The following is a 19,880-nucleotide window of genomic DNA, read 5'->3' as shown; positions in this document are numbered from 1 at the left end:
CCACTGTTTCGAACGATGCGCTTGTGCGGCAACGGCTCTCCCGTTCGACGGGCCGCGTTCGTGAACGGCGAAGCGGATACGCTTCGCAGAACGACGCTCTACCCGTGCGCGATGACGAGCGTCTTGGTGGTCGTGAATTCGATCAGGCCTTCGAAGCCCTTTTCGCGTCCGTGGCCCGAGCGGCCGAAGCCGCCGAATGGCAGCTCGATGCCGCCGCCGGCGCCGTAGCAGTTCACGAAGACCTGGCCGGCCCGCATGGCGCGGGCCACGCGGGTCGAGCGCATGGCGTCGCGCGTCCACACCCCGGCCGCGAGGCCGTAGGGCGTGCCGTTGGCGAGCCGGACCGCCTCGGCCTCGTCCTCGAAGGGCGTCGCCACGAGGACCGGACCGAAGACCTCCTCCTGGGAGAGGAGGCTCTGATGCGGCACCGGCGCGAGGAAGACGGGCGGAACGTAGAAGCCTTCGGCCGGCGCGTCGAGCGCCACGACCCCTTCGCCCATGATGTGAAGGCCCTCGTTGCGGGCGCGCTCCAGATAGCCGACGACGCGGCGCTGCTGGGCCTGGTTGATCATCGGGCCGAGATCGGGCTCGCGCTCGGGATGGCCCGCCCGCAGCGCCCGGAAGCGCTCCGCGACGGCGTTCACGACATCGTCGAAGATGCCGCGCTGGATCAGCAGGCGGCTGCCCGCCGAGCAGGTCTGGCCGCCGTTCTGGATGATCGCGTTGACGAGGGTCGGCAGGGCGCGCTCGAGATCCGCATCGTCGAAGACCAGCTGGGCCGATTTCCCGCCGAGTTCGAGGGTCACGCCCACATGGTTCCGCGCGGCGGCCGTCTGCACGGCGGTGCCGGTTTCCGGGCTGCCCGTGAAGGACAGGAAGTCGATGCCCGGATGGGCCGAGAGCGCAGCGCCCGCCGTGCGGCCGAGGCCCGTGACGACGTTGAGCGCGCCGTCGGGAAAGCCCGCCTCGCGGGCGAACTGCGAGACCCGCAGAATGGTGAGGGACGCGTCCTCTGCGGGCTTCACCACGGTCGCGTTGCCCGCAGCCAGGGCTGCGCCCACGGAGCGGCCGAAGATCTGCATCGGATAGTTCCACGGGACGATGTGTCCCGTGACCCCGTGCGGCACCCGTTCGACGCCGATGAAATGGGTGTTGAGATAGGGAATCACGTCGCCGTGCAGCTTGTCGGCGGCGCTGCCGTAGAACTCGAAATAGCGGGCGAGCGCGATGGCGTCGGCGCGCGACTGGCGCAGGGGCTTGCCGTTGTCGCGGCTCTCCAGGGCGGCAAGCTCGTCCGCATGCGCCTCGACGATGGCGGCGAGCTTCATCAGCAGGCGCCCGCGCTCGGTCGCCGTCAGCTTGCCCCAGGATCCTTCGAGGGCGCTGCGCGCGGCCCCGACCGCCGCATCGACGTCCTGGGCCGCGCCGGACGCGATCTTGGCGAAGAGGGCGCCGTCCACCGGCGAGACGACATCCAGCATCATGCCGTCGGAGGCTGAAACCTCCTTGCCGCCGATGAGATGCCCGAAAACCATGTCGGGTGCGATATGCGGGTTGATCTGGTCGTTCACCGGTCTAGGGCTCCGTCAATCATTCGGGCAATCGTTCGGGTTTGTCCCGGCACGGCGGCCAGGAGCTGGCGCGTATAGGCGTCGCGCGGGTTCGCAAACAGATGTGCGGTTTCCGCCATTTCGACAATTCGACCTTTTTGCATGACAGCCACGCGGTCGCAAATCTGAGCGGCGACCCGCAGATCGTGGGTGATGAAGAGAATGGACAGGCCCAGCTCCTCCTGAAGGCCCTTGAGCAGCTTCAGGATCTCGGCCTGCACGGATACGTCGAGGGCGGACACCGCCTCGTCCGCCACCAGGACGTCGGGCTTCATGGCCAGCGCCCGGGCGATGCCGATGCGCTGGCGCTGGCCGCCGGAGAACTCGTGCGGATAGCGCTCGGCGGCCTGCGCGGGCAGGCCCACCTTCTCGAGCAGGTTCCGCGCGTCCTGAAAGGCCTGCTCGGGCTCCACACCTTGCGTGATCGGACCTTCCGCGATCAGATAGCCCGCCTTGCGCCGTGGATTGAGGGACGCGAAGGGATCCTGGAACACCATCTGGATCCTGCGCCGATGTGGGCGCAGGTCGTGCTGCGACAGGGAGCTGAAGACGAGATCGCCGATTTCGATCTTTCCGCCGTCGGGCTCGATCAGGCGCAGCACGCAGCGCCCGACCGTCGACTTGCCGGAGCCCGACTCGCCCACGAGGCCCAAGGTCTCGCCGCGCCGGATGTCGAAGGTCACCGCGTTCGCGGCCCGAACCTCGCGGCTCGTGCCGAAGAGGCCGCGGCCGCCATAGGTCTTTGTGAGAGCGTTCACCTTCAGGGCGATGGGCTCGTGCTGAAGGGGCTTCGCAGGCGGCGGCGTGAGCGACGGCACCGCCTCGAGCAGGCGTTTCGTGTAAGGATGCCGGGGATTCGTCAGCACCTCGGTCGCGGTTCCCTGCTCCACCAGCTCGCCGTTCTGGAGCACGGCGACCCGGTCGGCGATCTCGGCGACGACGCCGAAATCGTGCGTGATGAAGAGAACCGCCGTGCCCCTTTTCCGGCGCAAATTGTCGATCAGCCGAAGCACCTGGGCCTGCGTCGTGACGTCGAGGGCGGTCGTCGGCTCGTCCGCGATGAGGAGTTTCGGCTCCAGGGCCAGCGCCATGGCGATCATCACCCGCTGCCGCTGGCCGCCGGAGAGTTCATGCGGGTAGGCCCGGGCGATGAGTTCGGGATGGGGCAGGTTCACCTCGGTCAGCAGCTCGAGGGCGCGCTTGGCGCGGTCGCCCTGGCTCAGCAGGCCATGGGCCCGGAAGGTTTCGGCGATCTGGTCGGCCACGCGCATGACCGGGTTCAGGGACGTCATGGGCTCCTGGAACACCATGCCGATGTCCCGTCCGCGCACGTCGCACCATCCCGCCTCGTCGAGGGTGAGAAGATCGCGCCCGTCGAGCCTGACGGCGCCCGAGAGCACGGTCACGGCGGGCGGCAGCAGGCCGATGGCCGCCATGGCGGTCATGGACTTGCCCGACCCCGATTCCCCGACGACGCAGAGCGTCTCTCCCGGCCGGATCGCCAGCGACAGGTCCCTGATCGCATATTGCCGGTCCGACCGGGCAGGCAGTCCGATGGACAGGTTCTCGATCGACAGCACGGGGGAGGGGCCGTTCACTCAGAATCTCCTGCTGCGGGCCAAGGAAACCCGACAAGGACGGCAGCATCTTCGCCCCACGGCCCGTTCGTCAATCCGTCACACGTCTTTGGGGCGTGAAAACCCGCCCGGTTGAGAAGGGCCCCGCCGCACCCATATCCTGGCCATGGTTCAGGCGGAGTTCGTGCCCGGTGCAAGAGAACATTTCATCCCCGAGCGTGTCATCTCCGAGCGTGGCGCCTTCCGAAAGGCGGCTTCGAGAGGTTTTCGACGGGCAGAGGCGCGCCTTGGCCGAGCACGGGGCTCTCTCCGTCGCCCGGCGCGACGACGCCCTGGAGGGGCTCGCGGCCGCGCTGATCCGCCATGCGGACGATTTCGCGCGCGCGGTCGCGCAGGATTTCGGACACCGTTCGACGCATGAGACGAAGCTCGCCGATCTTTATCCCGTCGTGGCCGGGCTGCGCCACGCGAGAAAGCATTTCCGGCGCTGGATGAAGCCCCGGAGACGGCCGATCCGGATGATGTTCCAGATCGCCTCGGGCCGCATCCATTATCAGCCCCTCGGCATCGTCGGGATCATCAGTCCCTGGAACTACCCGGTGCAGCTCGCCCTGTCGCCGCTCGCCGGCGCATTGGCGGCCGGCAACCGGATCATGATCAAGCCCTCGGAGCTGACGCCCCACACCTCGGCGCTCCTGGCGCGGGTGCTCGGAGAGGTGTTCGACGAGAGCGAGGCGGCGGTGGTGGAGGGCGGCGCGGACGTGGCCCGGTCCTTCGCGCGCCTGCCGTTCGATCACCTGTTCTTCACCGGCTCGACGGCGGTCGGGCGCGACGTGATGAAGGCGGCCTCCGAGAACCTCGTCCCGGTGACGCTGGAGCTCGGAGGAAAGTCGCCCGCGATCGTCGCGCCCGACTACCCGCTTCCGGAGGCCGCCGAGCGGATCGCCGTGGGCAAGCTGTTCAACGCGGGCCAGACCTGCATCGCGCCCGATTACGTGCTGGTTGCGCGAGAGCATGAGGCGGCCTTCGTCCGCGCCTTCCGGGACGCGGCGGGCCGGTTGTATCCGACGCTCGCGGCCAATCCGGATTATACGGCGATCATCAGCGAGCGGCACCGCGAGCGCCTGCGCGGCCTCGTGGCGGACGCCGAGGCGAAGGGAGCCGTCCTTCACGCGATCAACCCGGCCGGGGAAAGGTTAGATCCCGCCGCGGGCAAGCTCGAACCGGTGGTCCTGACCGGGATGAGCGCGGATGCCGCCGTCCTGCAGGAGGAAATCTTCGGCCCCGTGCTGCCCGTGGTCTCCTACGGCACGCTCGAGGAGGCGATCGGTTTCGTCAACGATCGCCCGCATCCCCTGGCGCTCTATCTGTTCAGCCGGGACAGGGGGCTCGTGAAGCGGGTGCTCGATCGGACCTCGTCCGGAGGCGTCGCCGTCAACGAGACCCTGCTCCATTGCGTTCAGGAAGAGCTGCCCTTCGGCGGCGTCGGGGCGAGCGGCATGGGATCCTATCACGGCGAGGCTGGCTTCAGGACCTTCAGCCATGCCCGTTCGGTCTTTCGCCGGGGCCGCGTCAACGGGGCCGGGATGACGAAGCCGCCCTACGGCCGCCGCGTGGAGCGCATGCTGTCCTTCCTGCTGCGATGAAGCCGATCACGGCAGCGGAATGGAAATGTCGTAGGAGACGCCCGACGGGCCGAAGGTGAGGGTCATGGTGCCGTTCAATTCGCTCTCGATGCTGCGGCGGATGAGGCGCGATCCGAAGCCCTGACGCTTGGGGGGCTGCATCTGCGCACCTCCGGTCTCGGCCCACCGGATGCTCAGATGGGCCGGCCGGTCCTCGGATTCGACGACCGCCCAGGACAAGTCGAGCCGTCCCGTCGGGATGGAGAGAGCGCCGTATTTGGCGGCGTTCGTGACCAGTTCGTGCAGGACGAGGCCGAGATTGATGACATAGCGCGGAGGCAGGTTCACCTTCGGGCCGCAGAGCGCGACCCTCTCGTCCGCTTCCCGCTTGTAGGGGGCGAGCTCCTGCTCGATGAGGTCGTGCAGATCGGCTTCGCGCCAGGATTTCAGGGTCAGCAGGTTGTGGGTCATCGAAAGGGCGAGCAGCCGCCCCTCGAAGGAATCCTTGAACTGGGCCGGGCTCTTGGAGGAGCGCAGGGTCTGGGAGGCGATGGATTGGACGGTGGCCAGCGTGTTCTTCACCCGGTGGTTCAACTCGTCGAGGAAGAAGCGCTGCTGCTCGTCCGCCTGCCTGCGCTCGGTGATGTCCTGAATGATCCCGACGAAGAAAGCGGGCCTTTTCCGGCTGTCGAAGGACACTTTTCCCCGCGATCCGATCCAGCGCACCGTCCCGTCGGGGCGTCGCACGCGGTACTCGTCCTCGTAGTTGCCGTTGCCGAGAACCGCCGCGCGCAGCTTCTCGAGGACCCGTTCTGCGTCGTCGGGGTAAACGATCGATTTCCACTCCTGCACGTTGTTGAGCGATTGCGACACGGGCAGGCCCAGGAGGACGGCGGCCTGGTTCGACCAGCCGCCCATGCGCTTGCGATGGTCGTACCACCAGGTGCCCATGTGCCCGGCCTCGAGGGCGAGACGGGCCCGTTCCTCGCTCGCCTTCAGGGCCTCCTGGCGCTCGGCGACGTCGTCCATGAGGTCGTTGAAGGCTTTCGCGAGGAGACCGAGTTCGCCCGAATTCCTCGGCAGGTCGATGCGGGCCTGATAGTCGCCGCGCCGCCAGTCCCGGACGGCGTTCGTCATGATCTCGAACGGTTTCGTGATGAAGGCGCGGCTGGCCAGCCACGAGAGCGAGAGGGCCAGCACGAGCGCCGCCGCGATCAGCAGGAAGCCGCGCTTCGCCGCCTCGTTGATGGTCGCGAAGGCCACTTTCGACGACAGGCCCGCGCTCACATAGATGTCCTCGGCGGGAGGGCGGCCGACCGGAATGAAGCCGTAGATCCGGTTCGTGCCGTCGAGGCTCTTCCCCGTGAAGCTGCCGGTATCCCCGGCTGACAGGCGCGAGGAGAATTCCTCAGGCATCTTGGTTCCGATGAACCTGTCCGGATAGGGCTCCCGCGAGAGGATGATGCCGTTTCTGTCGGCGAGGGTGAGCGAGCCCCCGGCCGCGAGCACGCGCTCCTTCAATTCCCTGTCGAGCCAGCGCAGATCCATGGCGGCCGCGATGACGCCGATGATGTGGCCGTCCTCGCCCCAGATCGGCAGCGACAGGGGAATGACCGAATAGGCGCCGAGCCCGGCTTCCGTGAATTCGGCCGTATAGGTTCCTATCGCGAACGCTCTCTTGGTAATGCTTTCCTGAAAATAGGGCCGGTCCCTGAAGCGCAGGTCGGCGTTGATGAATCCTCTGTCGTTGCAGCGAACGGCTCCGTCGAGATCGAGCACCACGAAGGCGATGATGTGCGGAACCTTCTGATGCACGGAGCGCAGATAGGCGTTGCAGGCCGGCATGTCGAAGGACCGGATGGAAGGGTTCTCGTCCATGGCCAGAAGAAGGCTGTGAACGCCATCGAAGATGTGGCCGACCTCCGAGGCCACCAGCGTCGCCTGTCGGATGACGAGTTCGCTGATTTCGGCCTCCCGGGCACGCCTCAGCGAGACTTCCGTAAATGCCCAGATGACGAGCGCGGGCAGAACGGAGATCAGGGCCAGGAGGAGCAAACGTCTCGTCAGAGTCATGCAGATGCCTAGTCTGAGAGGTGCAGGGGATCATAAAGATTGTTGAGCGTCCACCCCGTAAGGACGACAAGCGTGCTTGCATCCTCAGGCAAGAGGTGTCAGGGGAGCAGGAATGGCTCCTCCTCCTCTTCTCCACCTCCAGGACATTGCGCTCACCTTCGGCGGAACGCCCTTGATCGAGAGCGCGGACCTCTCCGTATCACCAGGCGAGCGCGCCTGTCTCGTCGGCCGCAACGGCTCGGGCAAATCGACACTGCTGAAGATTGCCGCAGGCCTGATCGAGGCCGACAGGGGCAAGCGCTTCGTGCAGCCGGGCGCCACGGTGCGCTACCTGGCTCAGGAGCCGGACCTGAGCGCCTATCCCGACACGCTGGCCTATGTGGAATCCGGCCTCGGCCCGGGCGACGATCCCTACCGGGCGCGTTACCTGCTGGAGCAGCTCGGCCTGACCGGCGAGGAAAAGCCCGCCGATCTCTCGGGCGGCGAGGCCCGCCGGGCGGCCCTGGCCCATGTCCTCGCGCCCCAGCCCGATATCCTGCTGCTCGACGAGCCCACCAACCATCTCGACCTGCCGGCCATCGAATGGCTCGAAGGCGAGCTGAAGGGCCTGCGCTCGGCCCTCGTGCTGATCAGCCACGACCGGCGGTTCCTGGAAAGCCTGTCCGAGGCCACCGTCTGGCTCGACCGGGGCCGCACCCGCCGCATGGACCGGGGCTTCGCCCATTTCGAGGAATGGCGCGATCAGGTCCTGGAACAGGAGGAGGCCGAACATCACAAGCTCGGCCGCAAGCTCGTGGCCGAAGCCGACTGGCTGCGCTATGGCGTGACGGCGCGGCGCAAGCGCAACGTCCGCCGCCTCGGCAACCTGCACGCCATGCGCCAGCAGTACCGGGACCGGACGCGCGCGGTCGGCACGGTCTCCATGACCCTCGCGGAGGCCGAGCAGTCCGGCACCCTCGTGGTGGAGGCGGAAGGGGTCTCGAAATCCTACGGCGAGCGCCCCATCGTGGCGAACCTGTCCTTGCGCATCCTGCGCGGCGACCGCCTGGGCATCATCGGGCCGAACGGGGCGGGCAAGACCACCCTCATCAACCTGCTGACGGGCCAGCTCGAGCCCGATTCCGGCCGGGTCAGGCTGGGCGCGAACCTGCAGATGGTCACCCTGGACCAGCGCCGGGCGAGCCTCGATCCCAACGCCACCGTGGCCGAGACCCTCACGGGAGGGCGCGGCGACAGCGTCACCATCGGCGGGCAGACGAAGCACGTCATCGGCTACATGAAGGACTTCCTGTTCTCGCCCGAGCAGGCCCGCACCCCGGTCGGCGTTCTCTCCGGCGGCGAGCGCAACCGGCTCATGCTGGCCCGCGCCCTGGCGCAGCCCTCGAACCTCCTCGTCCTCGACGAGCCGACCAACGACCTCGACCTCGAGACCCTCGACCTGCTGCAGGAGATGATCACGGATTATTCCGGCACCGTGATCCTGGTCAGCCACGACCGCGACTTCCTCGACCGTACGGTCAGCTCCGTCCTCGTCTCGGAAGGCGAGGGGCGCTGGATCGAATATGCGGGCGGCTATTCCGACATGGTGGCCCAGCGCGGCCAGGGCGTGCAGGCCCGCACCGTCGAGAAGGAGGCGAAACCCAGGAACGGCGAGCCCAAGGCGGACAAGCCGGCGGCGGCTCCGGCCCAGGGCAAGCGCAAGCTCGGCTTCAACGAGCAGCACGACCTCAAGACGCTCCCGCAGCGCATGGAGGACCTGGAGGCCAAGATCGCGAAGGTGCAGGAGATCCTCGCCGATCCCGAGCTCTATTCCCGCGACCCGGCCCGCTTCCAGAAGGCCATGGACGCGCTCGCGCAGCTCCAGACGGACCTGCACGCGGCGGAGGAGCGGTGGCTCGAATTGGAGATGCTGAGGGAAGAGCTGGAGGGGTAGGACCCAGCCATCGCGCTCCGAACCATCCCGCGTGGTTGGCATGACCCAGCGGCATTGCTCAGGATCGAGACTCGACACTAAAGTGACATCACCCGCTCGCTAGAAGCGGATCGTCACCAGGGAGGAGTGCGATGGATCGCTTTTCACGACGTTGCCTGAGCGTGTTTCTGACGATGCTGGGAGTGGCGGGCATGCCCTCGATCCTGCAGGCCGCCGATCTCGACCGGAACGTCCTGGCCGAGCGGGTCACGAAGCTGTCCCGCGGGACGCAGTGGAAGCCCGTGATGGCCGTTCCCATCAACTTCGTGACCCACCATCCGCAGGGCATGGTGAAGATCGGCGATGCGCTGTTCGTCTCGTCGGTGGAGATCAAGGAGCCGACCAAGCGCTTTGCGCAGCCGGTGGACGGCTACGACCGGGACACGGGCGCGGGCGTCGGTCATCTCTTCAAGATCGACATGAAGGGCAACCTCGTGTCCGAGATCACCCTCGGGGAGGGCTCGATCTATCATCCGGGCGGGATCGATTACGACGGGCGCTACATCTGGGTGCCGGTGGCGGAATACAGACCCAACAGCCGCGCCATCATCTACCGGGTCGATCCGGAGACCATGAAGGCGGAGGAGATGTTCCGCTTCGCGGATCATATCGGCGGCCTGGTTCACGACACCGACGACAATTCCCTGCACGGGGTGAGCTGGGGTTCGCGCAGGTTCTACCGCTGGACGCTCGGCTCCGACGGCAAGCCTACCAACGGGGACGAGGCGCCCGAGAAGCTGAGGACGCTCAACACGTCGCACTATCTCGATTATCAGGACTGCAAATATGCCGGCGATCACCGGATGCTGTGCTCCGGCGTCACCGAAATGCGGATCACGCCCGATGCGGGGCCGTTCCGGCTCGGCGGCCTCGACCTCGTCAGCCTCACGGATGGCCGCCCGCTCTTCCAGACCCCGGTGCTGCTCTGGACGGCCGGGGGAATGGACATGACCCACAATCCGGTCTGGATGGAGGCGAGCGAGGCGGGGATCCGGGGCTACTTCATGCCCGAAGACGACAAGTCCGTTCTCTACATCTACGAAGCCGAGGTGAAGTAGCGGCTTGTCCGTACCGGGCCTGACGGGCGACGGGCCGCAGCGCGGCACCGGTTGTCCGTCCGTGCTGAGTGCATGTCACCCAGACCTTTTGGACCCGTTGTGCGTTTTAGCCCGGACGGCGATAAGCCCTGCATTCACCCGCTACGTAAGAGACAGCCGATGGCGCCAGCAAAATTGTTTACCCCCTTCCAAGTGGGAAAGCTCGACCTTGCCAACCGGATCGTGATCGCCCCCATGTGCCAGTACTCGGCCGAGAACGGGTGCATGACCGACTGGCACGTGATCCATCTGGGGCATCTGGCTCTGTCAGGTGCCGCGCTTCTGACCATCGAGGCGACCGCCGTCGTGCCCGAAGGGCGCATCACCTATGGGGATGTGGGCCTCTATTCGGATGAGACCGAAGCCGCCATGGGCCGGGTCCTGGACAGTGTCCGGCGCTGGTCCGACATGCCGCTCGCCATTCAGCTGGCCCATGCCGGGCGCAAGGCGTCCACGGAGGTGCCGTGGAAGGGCGGACACCAGATCTCGCCGGACCACTCCAACGGGTGGCGGACGGAAGCGCCGTCTTCGGTCGCTTATGCTCCAGGCGACGCGTCGCCGACCGCTCTGGACCGGGACGGACTCGCACGCATTCGTGACGCCTTCGCCGATTCGGCGAGGCGCGCGGCCCGGCTCGGGATCGAGGCGGTTCAGATCCATGCGGCCCACGGCTATCTGCTGCACGAGTTCCTGTCGCCGCTGTCGAACCAGCGCACGGACGAATACGGCGGCTCGCTGGAAAACCGGATGCGCTTTCCTCTCGAAGTCTTCGAGGCGACCCGCGCGGCCTTCCCGGCGGAGCGGCCCGTGACCGTGCGCGTTTCGGGCACCGACTGGGCCGACGGCGGCTGGTCGATCGACGGGACCGTCGCCTTTGCGCAGGCGCTCGAGGCCCGCGGCTGCGATGCGATCCACGTTTCGAGCGGAGGGCTGACCTCGGCGCAGCAGATCCCGGTGGGGCCGAGCTACCAGGTGCCGCTGGCCCGCGCCGTGAAGGCCGCCACGAAGATGCCCGTCATCGCGGTGGGGCTGATTACCGATTACGTGCAGGCGGAGGCGATCCTCGCCACGGGCGACGCCGATCTCATCGCCCTGGCTCGCGCCATCCTCTACGATCCGCGCTGGCCGTGGCATGCGGCCGCCCATTTCGGAGCCGCCGTCAAGGCGCCCGATCAGTACCTGCGCTCGCAGCCGCGCCAGTATCCCAACCTCTTCGACATGCGGGCGGACGACTGAATGGCTCCCGGTCCCCGTCATGGCCGCGCCAAGTGCGGCCATGACGGACAAGGATCGCGATGACGCGGGTGTGACGAGATCGGCCGTCATGCCCCCGACGTCATGCCCGGCCCCGAGCCGGGCATCCACGTCTTCGGGAATGCCGTGGGAGCAAGACGATGAACGGGAGGGAGCCGCTTGTCCGAACGATGCCCTAGAGCCTTTTCCGCAAAAGTGGATGCCGGTTTTGCGAAGAAAAGGCGTCTTTCTCAAACAACAGGAGCCTTTTCCATGAACCGAAGTTCATGGAAAAGGCTCTAGCTGCCTTCGTCCAGGGTGAACCCGGCCTTCAGAAGCACCTGATAATGGCGCACCTCGCCGTTCTCCACGTGGCCCCTGGTTTGCAGGACCTCGAACCAGCGCAGGTTGCGCAACGTCTGGCTGGCGCGCTTGATCGCCGTCTGGATGGCATCCTCGATGCTCGTCTCCGACGAGCCGACGAGTTCGACGACTTTGTAGACGTGATCGTTCATCAGGGGCTCCATGCCGTGTCGCCATCATGGACGTAGCGCGCCTCGCCGCATTTCCCAGGCCGGCGCTCCGGGATTCCCCTATCGGGAGGCCGGGTCAGCCGTCCGTCCGATAGGCCTCCACTTCCTGCTCGATGGCGCCGAAGATCGAATGGCCGGCCTTGTCCTTCATCTCGATGCGGACCCGGTCTCCGACGCGCAGGAAGGGCGTCCGGGCCTCGCCGTACAGGATGGTCTCGACCGTGCGCTGCTCCGCAAGGCACGAATAGCCGAGGCCCCCATCGGAAACCGGCCGGCCCGGCCCGCCGTCCGCGCCCCGGTTGGAGACGGTGCCGGAGCCGACGATCGTGCCCGCCCCGAGAGGCCGGGTCCTGGCCGCGTGGGCGATCAGGGTCGGGAAGTCGAAGGTCATGTCGACCCCGGCATCGGGCTTGCCGAAGGGCTTGCCGTTGAGGCTGGACAGCAGGGGCAGACGGAGGCGGCCGCCGTCCCAGGCGTCGCCGAGCTCGTCGGGCGTGACGGCGATCGGCGACAGGGCCGAGGAAGGCTTCGACTGGAAGAAGCCGAAGCCCTTGGCGAGTTCTCCGGGAATGAGATTTCTCAAGGACACGTCGTTGACCAGAACCACGAGGCGGATGGCCTCGGCGGCGTCCTCCCGGGTCGCGCCCATGGGCACGTCCGCCGTGATCACGGCGATCTCCGCCTCGAAATCGATGCCGTGCGCCTCGTCCTGGGCGGGGATCGGATCGCGGGGACCGAGGAAGGAATCCGACCCGCCCTGGTATATGAGCGGATCGGTCCAGAAGGAGGCCGGCATCTCCGCCCCCCGGGCTTTGCGTACCAGCTCTACGTGATTCACATAGGCCGAGCCGTCCACCCACTGGTAAGAGCGGGGCAGGGGCGAAGCGCAGTCGTGCTCGTGAAAGCGGAAGGAGGGCACGGACCCGTGTTCGAGCTGTTCCGCGAGGTCGCGCAGGCGCGGCTCGACTTTTTCCCAATCGTCAAGGGCTTGCTGAAGCGTCGGAACAATGAAAAATGCGTCCGTCGCGCGGGTCAGGTCCCTCGAGACGATTACGAGCCGGCCGTCACGGCCCTGTTTGAGCGAGGAAAGCTTCATAGCCACCCACCTGGTTGTTCGTGGTTTATCGAGCTTGCAACGAAAGAGTCTGCTGGGAAACGCCAATGACAACGTTGAAGAGAAGAAACTTCCTGAAGGGGGCCGGCCTTGCGGCTGCGGCCACCACGGTGGCGGCTCCCGCCATCGCGCAGTCGATGCCGGAGATCCGTTGGCGTCTGACCTCGAGCTTCCCCAAGTCGCTCGACACGATTTTCGGCACGGCCCAGACCTTCGCCAAGTACATGGCGGACGCGACCGACGGCAAGTTCCAGATCCAGGTCTTCGCGCCCGGCGAGATCGTCGGCGGCCTCCAGGCGATGGACGCGGTCGAGAACGGCTCCGTCGAATGCGCCCACACGCCGACCTATTATTACATCGGCCGCGAGCCGGCGCTCGGCGTCGCCACCGGCCTGCCGTTCAGCCTCAATGCGCGCCAGTCCCATTCCTGGTGGCACTTCGCCGGCGGCAAGGAAATCATCAACGAGATCCTGGCGAAATACAATTGCACCTCGCTGGTCTGCGGTAATTCCGGCGCCCAGATGGGCGGCTTCTTCCGCAAGGAAATCAACACCGTCGACGACCTGAAGGGCCTCAAATTCCGCATCGGCGGCCTCGGCGGCATGGTGCTGGCGAAGCTCGGAGTCGTGCCGCAGCAGATCGCGCCGGGCGACGTCTATCCGGCCCTCGAGCGCGGCACGCTCGACGCGGCTGAGTTCGTCGGCCCCTACGACGACGAGAAGCTCGGCTTCCTGAAGGTCGCCAAGTACTACTATGCCCCCGGCTTCTGGGAGGGCGGCGCCATGCTGCACCTCGTCATCAACAAGCAGAAGTGGGAAGAGCTGCCCAAGCACTACCAGGCCATCATGTCGAACGCCGCCGAGGCCGCGAACAACTGGATGCTGGCGAAGTACGACGCCGTGAACGGCCAGGCCCTGCGCCGGATGGTCGGGGGCGGCGCGGAGCTGCGCTCCTTCTCGCCGGGGATCATGGAAGCCTCGCTCAAGGCCGCCAACGAGCTCTACGACGAGCTGTCGGCCAAGAACGCCAACTTCAAGAAGGCCTACGACTCGATGGTTGCGTACCGCAACGATGTCCTGCCCTGGTGGCAGCTCAACGAATACGCCTTCGACACCTTCATGATCCGCACGCGCGGCCGGTCGTAAGCCCGATGAAGCCGCAGGGGAGAAGAGCCTATTCAACGGCGCTTCTCCTCTGCCTCGCCGTGCCCCTCTCGCTCTCGACGCCGTCGGTGATGGATTGACCTTCGATCCCGGGCCTTGAGCCCGGCAATGGGATGAATGCGGTGCGGCCTCTCCGGCTCGCGGAAAGGCGCGCCACTCTCATCGCGGCTCCCGTCGGTTCGGATCGAAGTGCTTCTGCAGGTCCTTCCAGCAATCGATGTAGTTGTCCTGAAGCGTCGGCGATTGGGCCGCGTATCGCGTGACGCGCTGCGGGAAGCGCGTCTCGAACATGAAGGCCATGGTGCCGGAGAGCTTCACGGGCTGCAGGTCGACGTTGCTCGCATGCTCGAAGGCGGTGGCGTCCGGCCCGTGCGGAAGCATCTGGTTGTGGAGCGAGATGCCGCCCGGCACGAAGCCTTCGGGCTTGGCGTCATAGACGCCGTAGACCAGTCCCATGAATTCCGACATCAGGTTGCGGTGATACCAGGGCGGCCGGAAGGTGTTTTCGGCCACCGCCCAGCGCTCGGGGAAGATCACGAAATCCACATTCGCCGTGCCGGGCGTCTCGGAGGGCGCGGTGAGCACGGTGAAGATCGACGGGTCGGGATGGTCGAACAGGATCGCGCCGACCGGCGAGAAATGGCGCAGGTCGTATTTGTAGGGCGCGTAGTTGCCGTGCCATGCCACGACGTCGAGCGGGGACTGGCCGATCTCCGTGCGATAGAGTTCCCCGCCCCATTTCACGAAGAGGAGGGAGGGGGCCTCCTTGTCCTCGTAGGCCGCTACCGGCGTCAGGAAATCGCGCGGGTTGGCGAGGCAGTTCGCCCCGATGGGACCGCGGTCGGGAAGGGTGAAGGAGCCGCCGTAATTCTCGCACACATAGGCGCGCGCGGAACCGTCCAGGAGCTCGACCTTGAAGATCACGCCCCGGGGAATGATGCAGATCTCCCCGGGCTCGATGTCGATGATCCCGAACTCGGTGAAAAACCGCAGGCGCCCCTGCTGCGCCACGACGAGGTATTCGCCGTCCGCGTTGAAGAAATAGTCGTTCTCCATGGAGCGCGTGACGAGGAGCACATGCGCGGCCATCCCGACCTGCGTGTCGGAATCGCCCGCCGTCGTCATGGTGCGCAGGCCCGTCACGAACGTCAGAGCCTCGTCGGGAATCGGCGTCGGATCCCAGCGCAGCTGGCCGATGGGAAGGTCGCTTTCGTCGCGGGCGGCGGGCGCCGTCCGCATGAGGCCCTTGTCGACTTTCACGTAGCGGCCGGAATGCTTCACCGAGGGCCTGATGCGGTAGAGCCAGGAGCGCTGGTTCGTGGCCTGGGGCGCGGTGAAGGGCGAGCCGGAGAGCTGCTCCGCGTAAAGGCCGTAAGTGATCTTCTGCGGCGAGTTGCGCCCGAGGGGGAGCGCCCCTTCGAGCGCTTCGGTCTCGAAGGAATTGCCGAAGCCGGACATGTAGCCGGGCACGATGGCGCTGCGGCGGGGCTGTTGGGATTCGAAGCCAGAGACCGTCTGAACGTCCATGAGCGTTCTCCCTGGAATGGAACCGATCGGTGGAATGGATATTGACCACTCGGTCCGCAAATCTAGTTGCTTGTGCAACGAATTTGACCTATTAGTTGCATGCGCAACGAATTATTGTCAACCATGACCCGGCAATCCGCAGCGAAGACACAGTCTGTTTCCAGCCCCATGGTCGTCCTGGAGCGCTTCCTGCCGTATCGCCTCAACGTGCTGGCGAGCCTGGCCTCCAACGCATTGGCGCAGATCTACGCGGAGCGCTTCGGCCTCTCCATCCCGGCCTGGCGGGTGGTCGCGACCCTCGGCCAATACGAGTTCCGGACGGCCCGGGACATCGCGGCCCATGCGGTCATGCACAAATCCACCGTCTCGCGGGCCGTCGCCGCCCTGGAGCAGCGCGGGCTGATCGCCCGGCGCCCCAACCAGGACGACCGGCGCGAGGAGCTGCTCGAACTGACCGGGGAGGGGCGGGAGATCTACGAGGCCCTGGCTCCCGAGGCTCTCGCTTTCGAAGAGCGCTTCGTGTCCGTGCTCACGGAGGAGGAGCAGAAACTCCTCGGCTCGCTCATCGACCGCCTGAGCGGTCACGCGCGGCAGCTCACGCCGGAAGGGGAGGCACGAGAGTGAAGCTCTATACCTATTTCCGCTCCTCGGCGGCCTATCGGGTCAGGATCGCGCTCAACATGAAGAACGTGCCTTACGAATCCGTGCCGGTGAATCTTCTCGAGGGCGAGCAGCGCGAGGCGGCGTTCGGCGCCGTCAATCCGCAGAGGCGCCTGCCGGCCCTTGATCTCGGCGGCCCCGTTCTCATCCAGTCCCCGGCCATTCTCGAATATCTCGACGAGGTCTACCCCGATCCGCCCCTGCTGCCGGCCGATGCGCTGAACCGCGCGAAGGTGCGCGCCGTCGCCGCCATCGTCGGCTGCGATATTCACCCGCTGAACAATCTCGGTCCCCTGCGCTATCTCAAGCGAACTCTGGGGCACGACCAGGCCGCGGTGGATGCCTGGTATGCCCATTGGGTGCGCGACGGCTTCGACGCCATCGAGGCGCTGATCGAGCCGGGCCCCTACGCCTTCTGCACGCAGGTCACGCTCGCCGATCTCTATCTCGTGCCGCAGGTCTCCAACGCGCGGCGCTTCAACATCCCGCTCGACGCCTATCCGAAGATCCTCGCGGTGGACGCGGCCTGCGCCGAACTCCCCGCCTTTCAGGATGCCGCGCCGGAACGCCAGCCGGACGCGGTTCGATGAATGGGCGCAAGGACCGCCCGCGGTCCTGCGCATGATGAAGAGGAGCAGCCCCCGGGGGACTGCATCCGCAACAGGAGGAAAGCCATGGGACCGTTCCCGCACGACGCACCGCCGCCGGCCATCAGCGAAGACAACCCGATGGGAACCGACGGCTTCGAATTCGTGGAGTTCTGTCACCCGGACCCGCAGGCTCTCGACCGGCTGTTCAAGACCATGGGCTTCAGCCTGGTCGCCAGACACCGTTCGAAGAACGTGCTGCTCTACCGGCAGGGCGACATCAACTTCGTCGTCAACGCGCAGCCCGGCTCTTTCGCCGAGCGCTTCGCCAGCCAGCACGGCCCCTCGGCGCCGGCCATGGCCTTCCGCGTGGTCGACGCGAAGTATGCCTATGACCGCGCGCTCTCCATGGGCGCGAAGCCGGTACAGACGGACAGAGGCCCCAACGAACTCGAGATCCCGGCCATCGAAGGAATCGGCGGGCTGCAGATCTACTTCGTCGACCGCTACGGCGCGAAGGGTTCGATCTATGACGTCGATTTCGAATGGCTCGGCGAGAAGGATCCGAAGCCCAAGGGCGTCGGCCTCTATTACATCGATCACCTGACGCACAACGTCTATCGCGGAAGACTGAACGAATGGGCGGGCTTCTACGAGCGCCTCTTCAACTTCCGCCAGATCCGCTATTTCGACATCGAGGGAAAGCTGACGGGCCTGCATTCGCGCGCCATGACGAGCCCGGACGGCAAGATCCGCATCCCGATCAACGAGGATGCGGGCGAGACCGGGCAGATTGAGGAGTATCTGCAGGAATACAAGGGCGAGGGCATCCAGCACGTGGCGCTGGGGTCGCACGATCTCTACGAATCCATCGAGACCCTGATCGCGAACGGGCTCGAATTCATGCCCGCCCCGAACGACATCTATTATTCGCGCGTCGACAAGCGCCTCCCGAGCCACGAGGAGTCGATCGAGCGGCTGCAGACGAACGGTATTCTCATCGACGGTGAGGGTGTCGTGGAAGGCGGCTTCACCAAAGTGCTGCTACAGCGCTTCGGCAAGACGGCCATCGGCCCGATCTTCTTCGAGTTCATCCAGCGCAAGGGCGACGAGGGATTCGGCGAGGGCAACTTCAAGGCGCTCTTCGAATCCATCGAGGAGGACCAGATTCGGCGCGGCGTCCTGAAGCCGAGCGCCGCCTGAGACGGCCGCTAGCGACGCGATTCTCCGAAGGCCGGGCATGTCCCGGCCTTCTCAATTTTGACCCGAGACGCCCTTCTTCGCCCCAATTGTGGACAGACTTATTCACAGGCTCACCCCTTCGTGATCCCGCAAAACACGGGCTCGCGACTATGGTCGTGGCTGCCTTGCTCCATCCAATAACCCTTGCAAATTAAGGGTTTGTTAGGATTTGGCTTCAAAGTTTTACGAACAGTAAACGGCCGGAAACGAAATCGTTGCCTTTGTGCAACATGCCGGTGAAAAGCCCTCCAGGTTGCCCAGTTTATGCCTTCATTCGGTTGCTTGGCGGATCGCTCTGGCTAATGTGGCTCCAGCGACGGGGGCACCCCAGTCGTCATTTGATCGGCTCCAGCCAAAAGGCGGGCCATCAGATCACTAGGGGAAAAGGGAGGTGTTTGGGGCTTCGGCCTTCAAAGCACAAAAACCCGACCCCCCAAGGGTCTCGAAACTTTGGAGGTTTATCATGAAGCTCGTTAAGAGCCTTCTCCTCGGATCGGCTGCTGGTCTTGCTGCTGTTGCCGGGGCTCAGGCTGCTGACCTTCCCGTTAAGAAGGCTGCTCCTGTTGAGTACGTTCGCGTCTGCTCCACCTACGGCGCAGGCTTCTTCTACATCCCCGGCACGGAAACCTGCCTCCGCGTCGGCGGCCGCGTCCGCGCTGACTACATCTACGTCGAGCCGGAAGGCCCGCTCGGTCGCGTTGACGACTCGATCGGCTTCCGTACCCGTGGCCGCATCCAGCTCGACGCTCGTACCGCTACGGCCTACGGTCTGCTGCGCACGTTCGTTCGCTTCGAGATCACCCGCGACACCGGCGCTTTCAACGGCGTTCCCGGCGTCGTCAACACGAACCCGAACGTCGATCAGGCCTTCGTGCAGTTCGGTGGCCTGACCGCCGGTCGCGCGCTGACCTTCTTCGACAACGGCGACATCGACGCTCAGACGATGCAGGGCGTCCGTTGGTCGGATCAGCCGAACGTCAACCTGTTGGCCTACACCTTCTCGTTCGGCAACGGCTTCTCGGCCTCGCTGTCGCTCGAAGAGGGCCGCTACTCGGGTCGCGCTGGTCTCGCCGGCGACGTGGTCGGCGAAGGCGCTGGCCTGATCGCTGGTCAGCGTTCTCCGGACGTTGTGGCCAACATCCGCTACGCTGGCACCTGGGGCTCCGCTCAGCTGTCGGGTGCTCTCCACCAGCTCCGCGCCATGCCGCGTGTGGCTGTGATCGGTGGCGTTCCTGGCGTTGTTCTGGATGATACCAACTACGGCTTCGCCGTGACGGGTCAGTTCAACTTCAACCTCCCGATGCTCGGCGCTGGCGACAACCTCTGGCTCGCTGCGACCTATGCTGACGGCGCCCTCGGCTATCTCGGCTTCGGCGGCGGTAACCCGATCGAGGCTCTCTACGACGTCAACGGCGACATCGAGACCACGAAGGGCTGGCAGGTTGCCGGTGGCATCCGTCACTACTGGACCCCCGAGATCCGCCAGAACGTCTTCGCTTCGTATGCGAAGGTCGAGTACGGCAGCAACGCCATCGCTGCTCCGTCCGACTTCAACGAGTGGCAGGTTGGCACGAACATCCTGTGGTCGCCGGTTTCCGGTCTGACCCTGGGCGCCGAAGTGCAGTACATCAACCGCGACTTCGATACGGCTGGCGTCGACAACGACGACTTCTGGACCGCTCGTCTGCGCGTCCAGCGCGACTTCTAATCGGTTCAACCCGATTGGTTAGAGGAAACCCCGGTGGCAACACCGGGGTTTTCTTTTTCATGTCAGTGCATCATGCGGGAGAGCGGAATCGGTTCTGCGTATCCCACGACGCGCACCGCTGACGGCAGGAGCCCGAGGATGACCTGAAGGCGGGTGTGG

15 protein-coding genes are annotated in these 19,880 nt (G+C 65.8%); 9 read left to right on the top strand and 6 right to left on the bottom strand.

Going from position 1 to position 19,880, the window contains the following annotated elements; translation table 11 throughout:
• Positions 1-98 precede the first annotated feature (98 nt).
• Together RE429_RS15265 and RE429_RS15260 are read right to left on the bottom strand one after the other, a co-directional pair.
• The gene (locus tag RE429_RS15265) at positions 99-1,535 is read right to left on the bottom strand and encodes an aldehyde dehydrogenase family protein (RefSeq protein ID WP_414474219.1); all 1,437 of its coding nucleotides are present in this window, start codon (positions 1,533-1,535) and stop codon (positions 99-101) included.
• A gap of 32 nt (positions 1,536-1,567) precedes the next feature.
• Positions 1,568-3,208, bottom strand: coding sequence for an ABC transporter ATP-binding protein (locus RE429_RS15260; RefSeq protein ID WP_414471578.1), 1,641 nt, complete (start codon positions 3,206-3,208; stop codon positions 1,568-1,570).
• A gap of 266 nt (positions 3,209-3,474) precedes the next feature.
• Between RE429_RS15260 and RE429_RS15255 the strand changes: the two genes are divergently transcribed.
• Positions 3,475-4,833, top strand: coding sequence for a coniferyl aldehyde dehydrogenase (locus RE429_RS15255; RefSeq protein WP_414471577.1), 1,359 nt, complete (start codon positions 3,475-3,477; stop codon positions 4,831-4,833).
• Positions 4,834-4,839: 6 nt separating this feature from the next.
• Here the strand turns inward: RE429_RS15255 and RE429_RS15250 are convergent, their stop codons facing one another.
• Positions 4,840-6,885 (bottom strand): HWE histidine kinase domain-containing protein, encoded by a 2,046-nt coding sequence (locus tag RE429_RS15250; protein ID WP_414471576.1) that lies wholly within the window; start codon positions 6,883-6,885, stop codon positions 4,840-4,842.
• Positions 6,886-6,997: 112 nt separating this feature from the next.
• Here RE429_RS15250 and RE429_RS15245 point away from each other — a divergent pair, with 112 nt between their 5' ends.
• The 3 genes from RE429_RS15245 to RE429_RS15235 all read left to right on the top strand — a co-directional run bounded on the left by RE429_RS15245 (position 6,998) and on the right by RE429_RS15235 (position 11,190).
• Positions 6,998-8,818, top strand: coding sequence for an ABC-F family ATP-binding cassette domain-containing protein (locus tag RE429_RS15245; protein ID WP_414471575.1), 1,821 nt, complete (start codon positions 6,998-7,000; stop codon positions 8,816-8,818).
• A gap of 131 nt (positions 8,819-8,949) precedes the next feature.
• Positions 8,950-9,915 carry a DUF6454 family protein gene (locus RE429_RS15240; protein WP_414471574.1) on the top strand — a complete coding sequence of 322 codons (966 nt, stop codon included), beginning with the start codon at positions 8,950-8,952 and terminating at the stop codon, positions 9,913-9,915.
• Positions 9,916-10,074: 159 nt separating this feature from the next.
• A complete protein-coding gene (locus RE429_RS15235) occupies positions 10,075-11,190 on the top strand; it encodes an NADH:flavin oxidoreductase/NADH oxidase (RefSeq protein WP_414471573.1) in 1,116 nt (371 codons plus the stop codon).
• 296 nt (positions 11,191-11,486) lie between these two features.
• Here the strand turns inward: RE429_RS15235 and RE429_RS15230 are convergent, their stop codons facing one another.
• Entirely contained in the window at positions 11,487-11,702 is a 216-nt protein-coding gene (locus RE429_RS15230; protein WP_414471572.1) for a dodecin, read from the bottom strand.
• A gap of 94 nt (positions 11,703-11,796) precedes the next feature.
• Entirely contained in the window at positions 11,797-12,816 is a 1,020-nt protein-coding gene (locus RE429_RS15225; RefSeq protein ID WP_414471571.1) for a fumarylacetoacetate hydrolase family protein, read from the bottom strand.
• Between the two features lie 74 nt (positions 12,817-12,890).
• On the opposite strand from RE429_RS15225, the gene RE429_RS15220 reads away from it, so the two are divergent.
• Positions 12,891-13,979 (top strand): TRAP transporter substrate-binding protein, encoded by a 1,089-nt coding sequence (locus RE429_RS15220; protein ID WP_414474218.1) that lies wholly within the window; start codon positions 12,891-12,893, stop codon positions 13,977-13,979.
• A 177-nt stretch (positions 13,980-14,156) separates the two neighbouring features.
• Here RE429_RS15220 and hmgA read toward each other — a convergent pair whose 3' ends face one another.
• Positions 14,157-15,524 carry a homogentisate 1,2-dioxygenase gene (gene hmgA, locus RE429_RS15215; protein WP_414471570.1) on the bottom strand — a complete coding sequence of 456 codons (1,368 nt, stop codon included), beginning with the start codon at positions 15,522-15,524 and terminating at the stop codon, positions 14,157-14,159.
• A 123-nt stretch (positions 15,525-15,647) separates the two neighbouring features.
• On the opposite strand from hmgA, the gene RE429_RS15210 reads away from it, so the two are divergent.
• From RE429_RS15210 to RE429_RS15195, 4 genes are all read left to right on the top strand, one after another.
• Positions 15,648-16,148: a MarR family winged helix-turn-helix transcriptional regulator gene (locus RE429_RS15210; RefSeq protein WP_414471569.1), complete on the top strand. Its 501-nt coding sequence runs from the start codon at positions 15,648-15,650 to the stop codon at positions 16,146-16,148.
• Positions 16,145-16,774 carry a maleylacetoacetate isomerase gene (gene maiA / locus RE429_RS15205; protein WP_414471568.1) on the top strand — a complete coding sequence of 210 codons (630 nt, stop codon included), beginning with the start codon at positions 16,145-16,147 and terminating at the stop codon, positions 16,772-16,774. Before RE429_RS15210 ends, maiA begins: the two co-directional genes overlap by 4 nt.
• Positions 16,775-16,858: 84 nt before the next feature.
• Positions 16,859-17,974, top strand: coding sequence for a 4-hydroxyphenylpyruvate dioxygenase (gene hppD / locus RE429_RS15200; RefSeq protein ID WP_414471567.1), 1,116 nt, complete (start codon positions 16,859-16,861; stop codon positions 17,972-17,974).
• A 502-nt stretch (positions 17,975-18,476) separates the two neighbouring features.
• Complete coding sequence (locus RE429_RS15195; RefSeq protein WP_414471566.1) at positions 18,477-19,721, top strand: porin; 1,245 nt, start codon at positions 18,477-18,479, stop codon at positions 19,719-19,721.
• The last annotated feature ends 159 nt before the right edge of the window (positions 19,722-19,880 follow it).

Source organism: Microvirga sp. M2, from assembly GCF_047497095.1.
Classification (GTDB): Bacteria; Pseudomonadota; Alphaproteobacteria; order Rhizobiales; family Beijerinckiaceae; genus Microvirga.
This window is presented reverse-complemented; position numbering and strand designations above follow the sequence as displayed.

What these genes read in the sequence shown, in the direction of transcription:
- RE429_RS15250 (WP_414471576.1), bottom strand. Translation starts at nt 6,885, where the DNA reads ATGACTCTGACGAGACGTTTGCTCCTCCTGGCCCTGATCTCCGTTCTG.
- RE429_RS15210 (WP_414471569.1), top strand. Translation starts at nt 15,648, where the DNA reads ATGACCCGGCAATCCGCAGCGAAGACACAGTCTGTTTCCAGCCCCATG.
- RE429_RS15245 (WP_414471575.1), top strand. Translation starts at nt 6,998, where the DNA reads ATGGCTCCTCCTCCTCTTCTCCACCTCCAGGACATTGCGCTCACCTTC.
- RE429_RS15235 (WP_414471573.1), top strand. Translation starts at nt 10,075, where the DNA reads ATGGCGCCAGCAAAATTGTTTACCCCCTTCCAAGTGGGAAAGCTCGAC.
- RE429_RS15195 (WP_414471566.1), top strand. Translation starts at nt 18,477, where the DNA reads ATGAAGCTCGTTAAGAGCCTTCTCCTCGGATCGGCTGCTGGTCTTGCT.
- RE429_RS15230 (WP_414471572.1), bottom strand. Translation starts at nt 11,702, where the DNA reads ATGAACGATCACGTCTACAAAGTCGTCGAACTCGTCGGCTCGTCGGAG.
- hppD (WP_414471567.1), top strand. Translation starts at nt 16,859, where the DNA reads ATGGGACCGTTCCCGCACGACGCACCGCCGCCGGCCATCAGCGAAGAC.
- RE429_RS15240 (WP_414471574.1), top strand. Translation starts at nt 8,950, where the DNA reads ATGGATCGCTTTTCACGACGTTGCCTGAGCGTGTTTCTGACGATGCTG.
- hmgA (WP_414471570.1), bottom strand. Translation starts at nt 15,524, where the DNA reads ATGGACGTTCAGACGGTCTCTGGCTTCGAATCCCAACAGCCCCGCCGC.
- RE429_RS15265 (WP_414474219.1), bottom strand. Translation starts at nt 1,535, where the DNA reads ATGGTTTTCGGGCATCTCATCGGCGGCAAGGAGGTTTCAGCCTCCGAC.
- RE429_RS15225 (WP_414471571.1), bottom strand. Translation starts at nt 12,816, where the DNA reads ATGAAGCTTTCCTCGCTCAAACAGGGCCGTGACGGCCGGCTCGTAATC.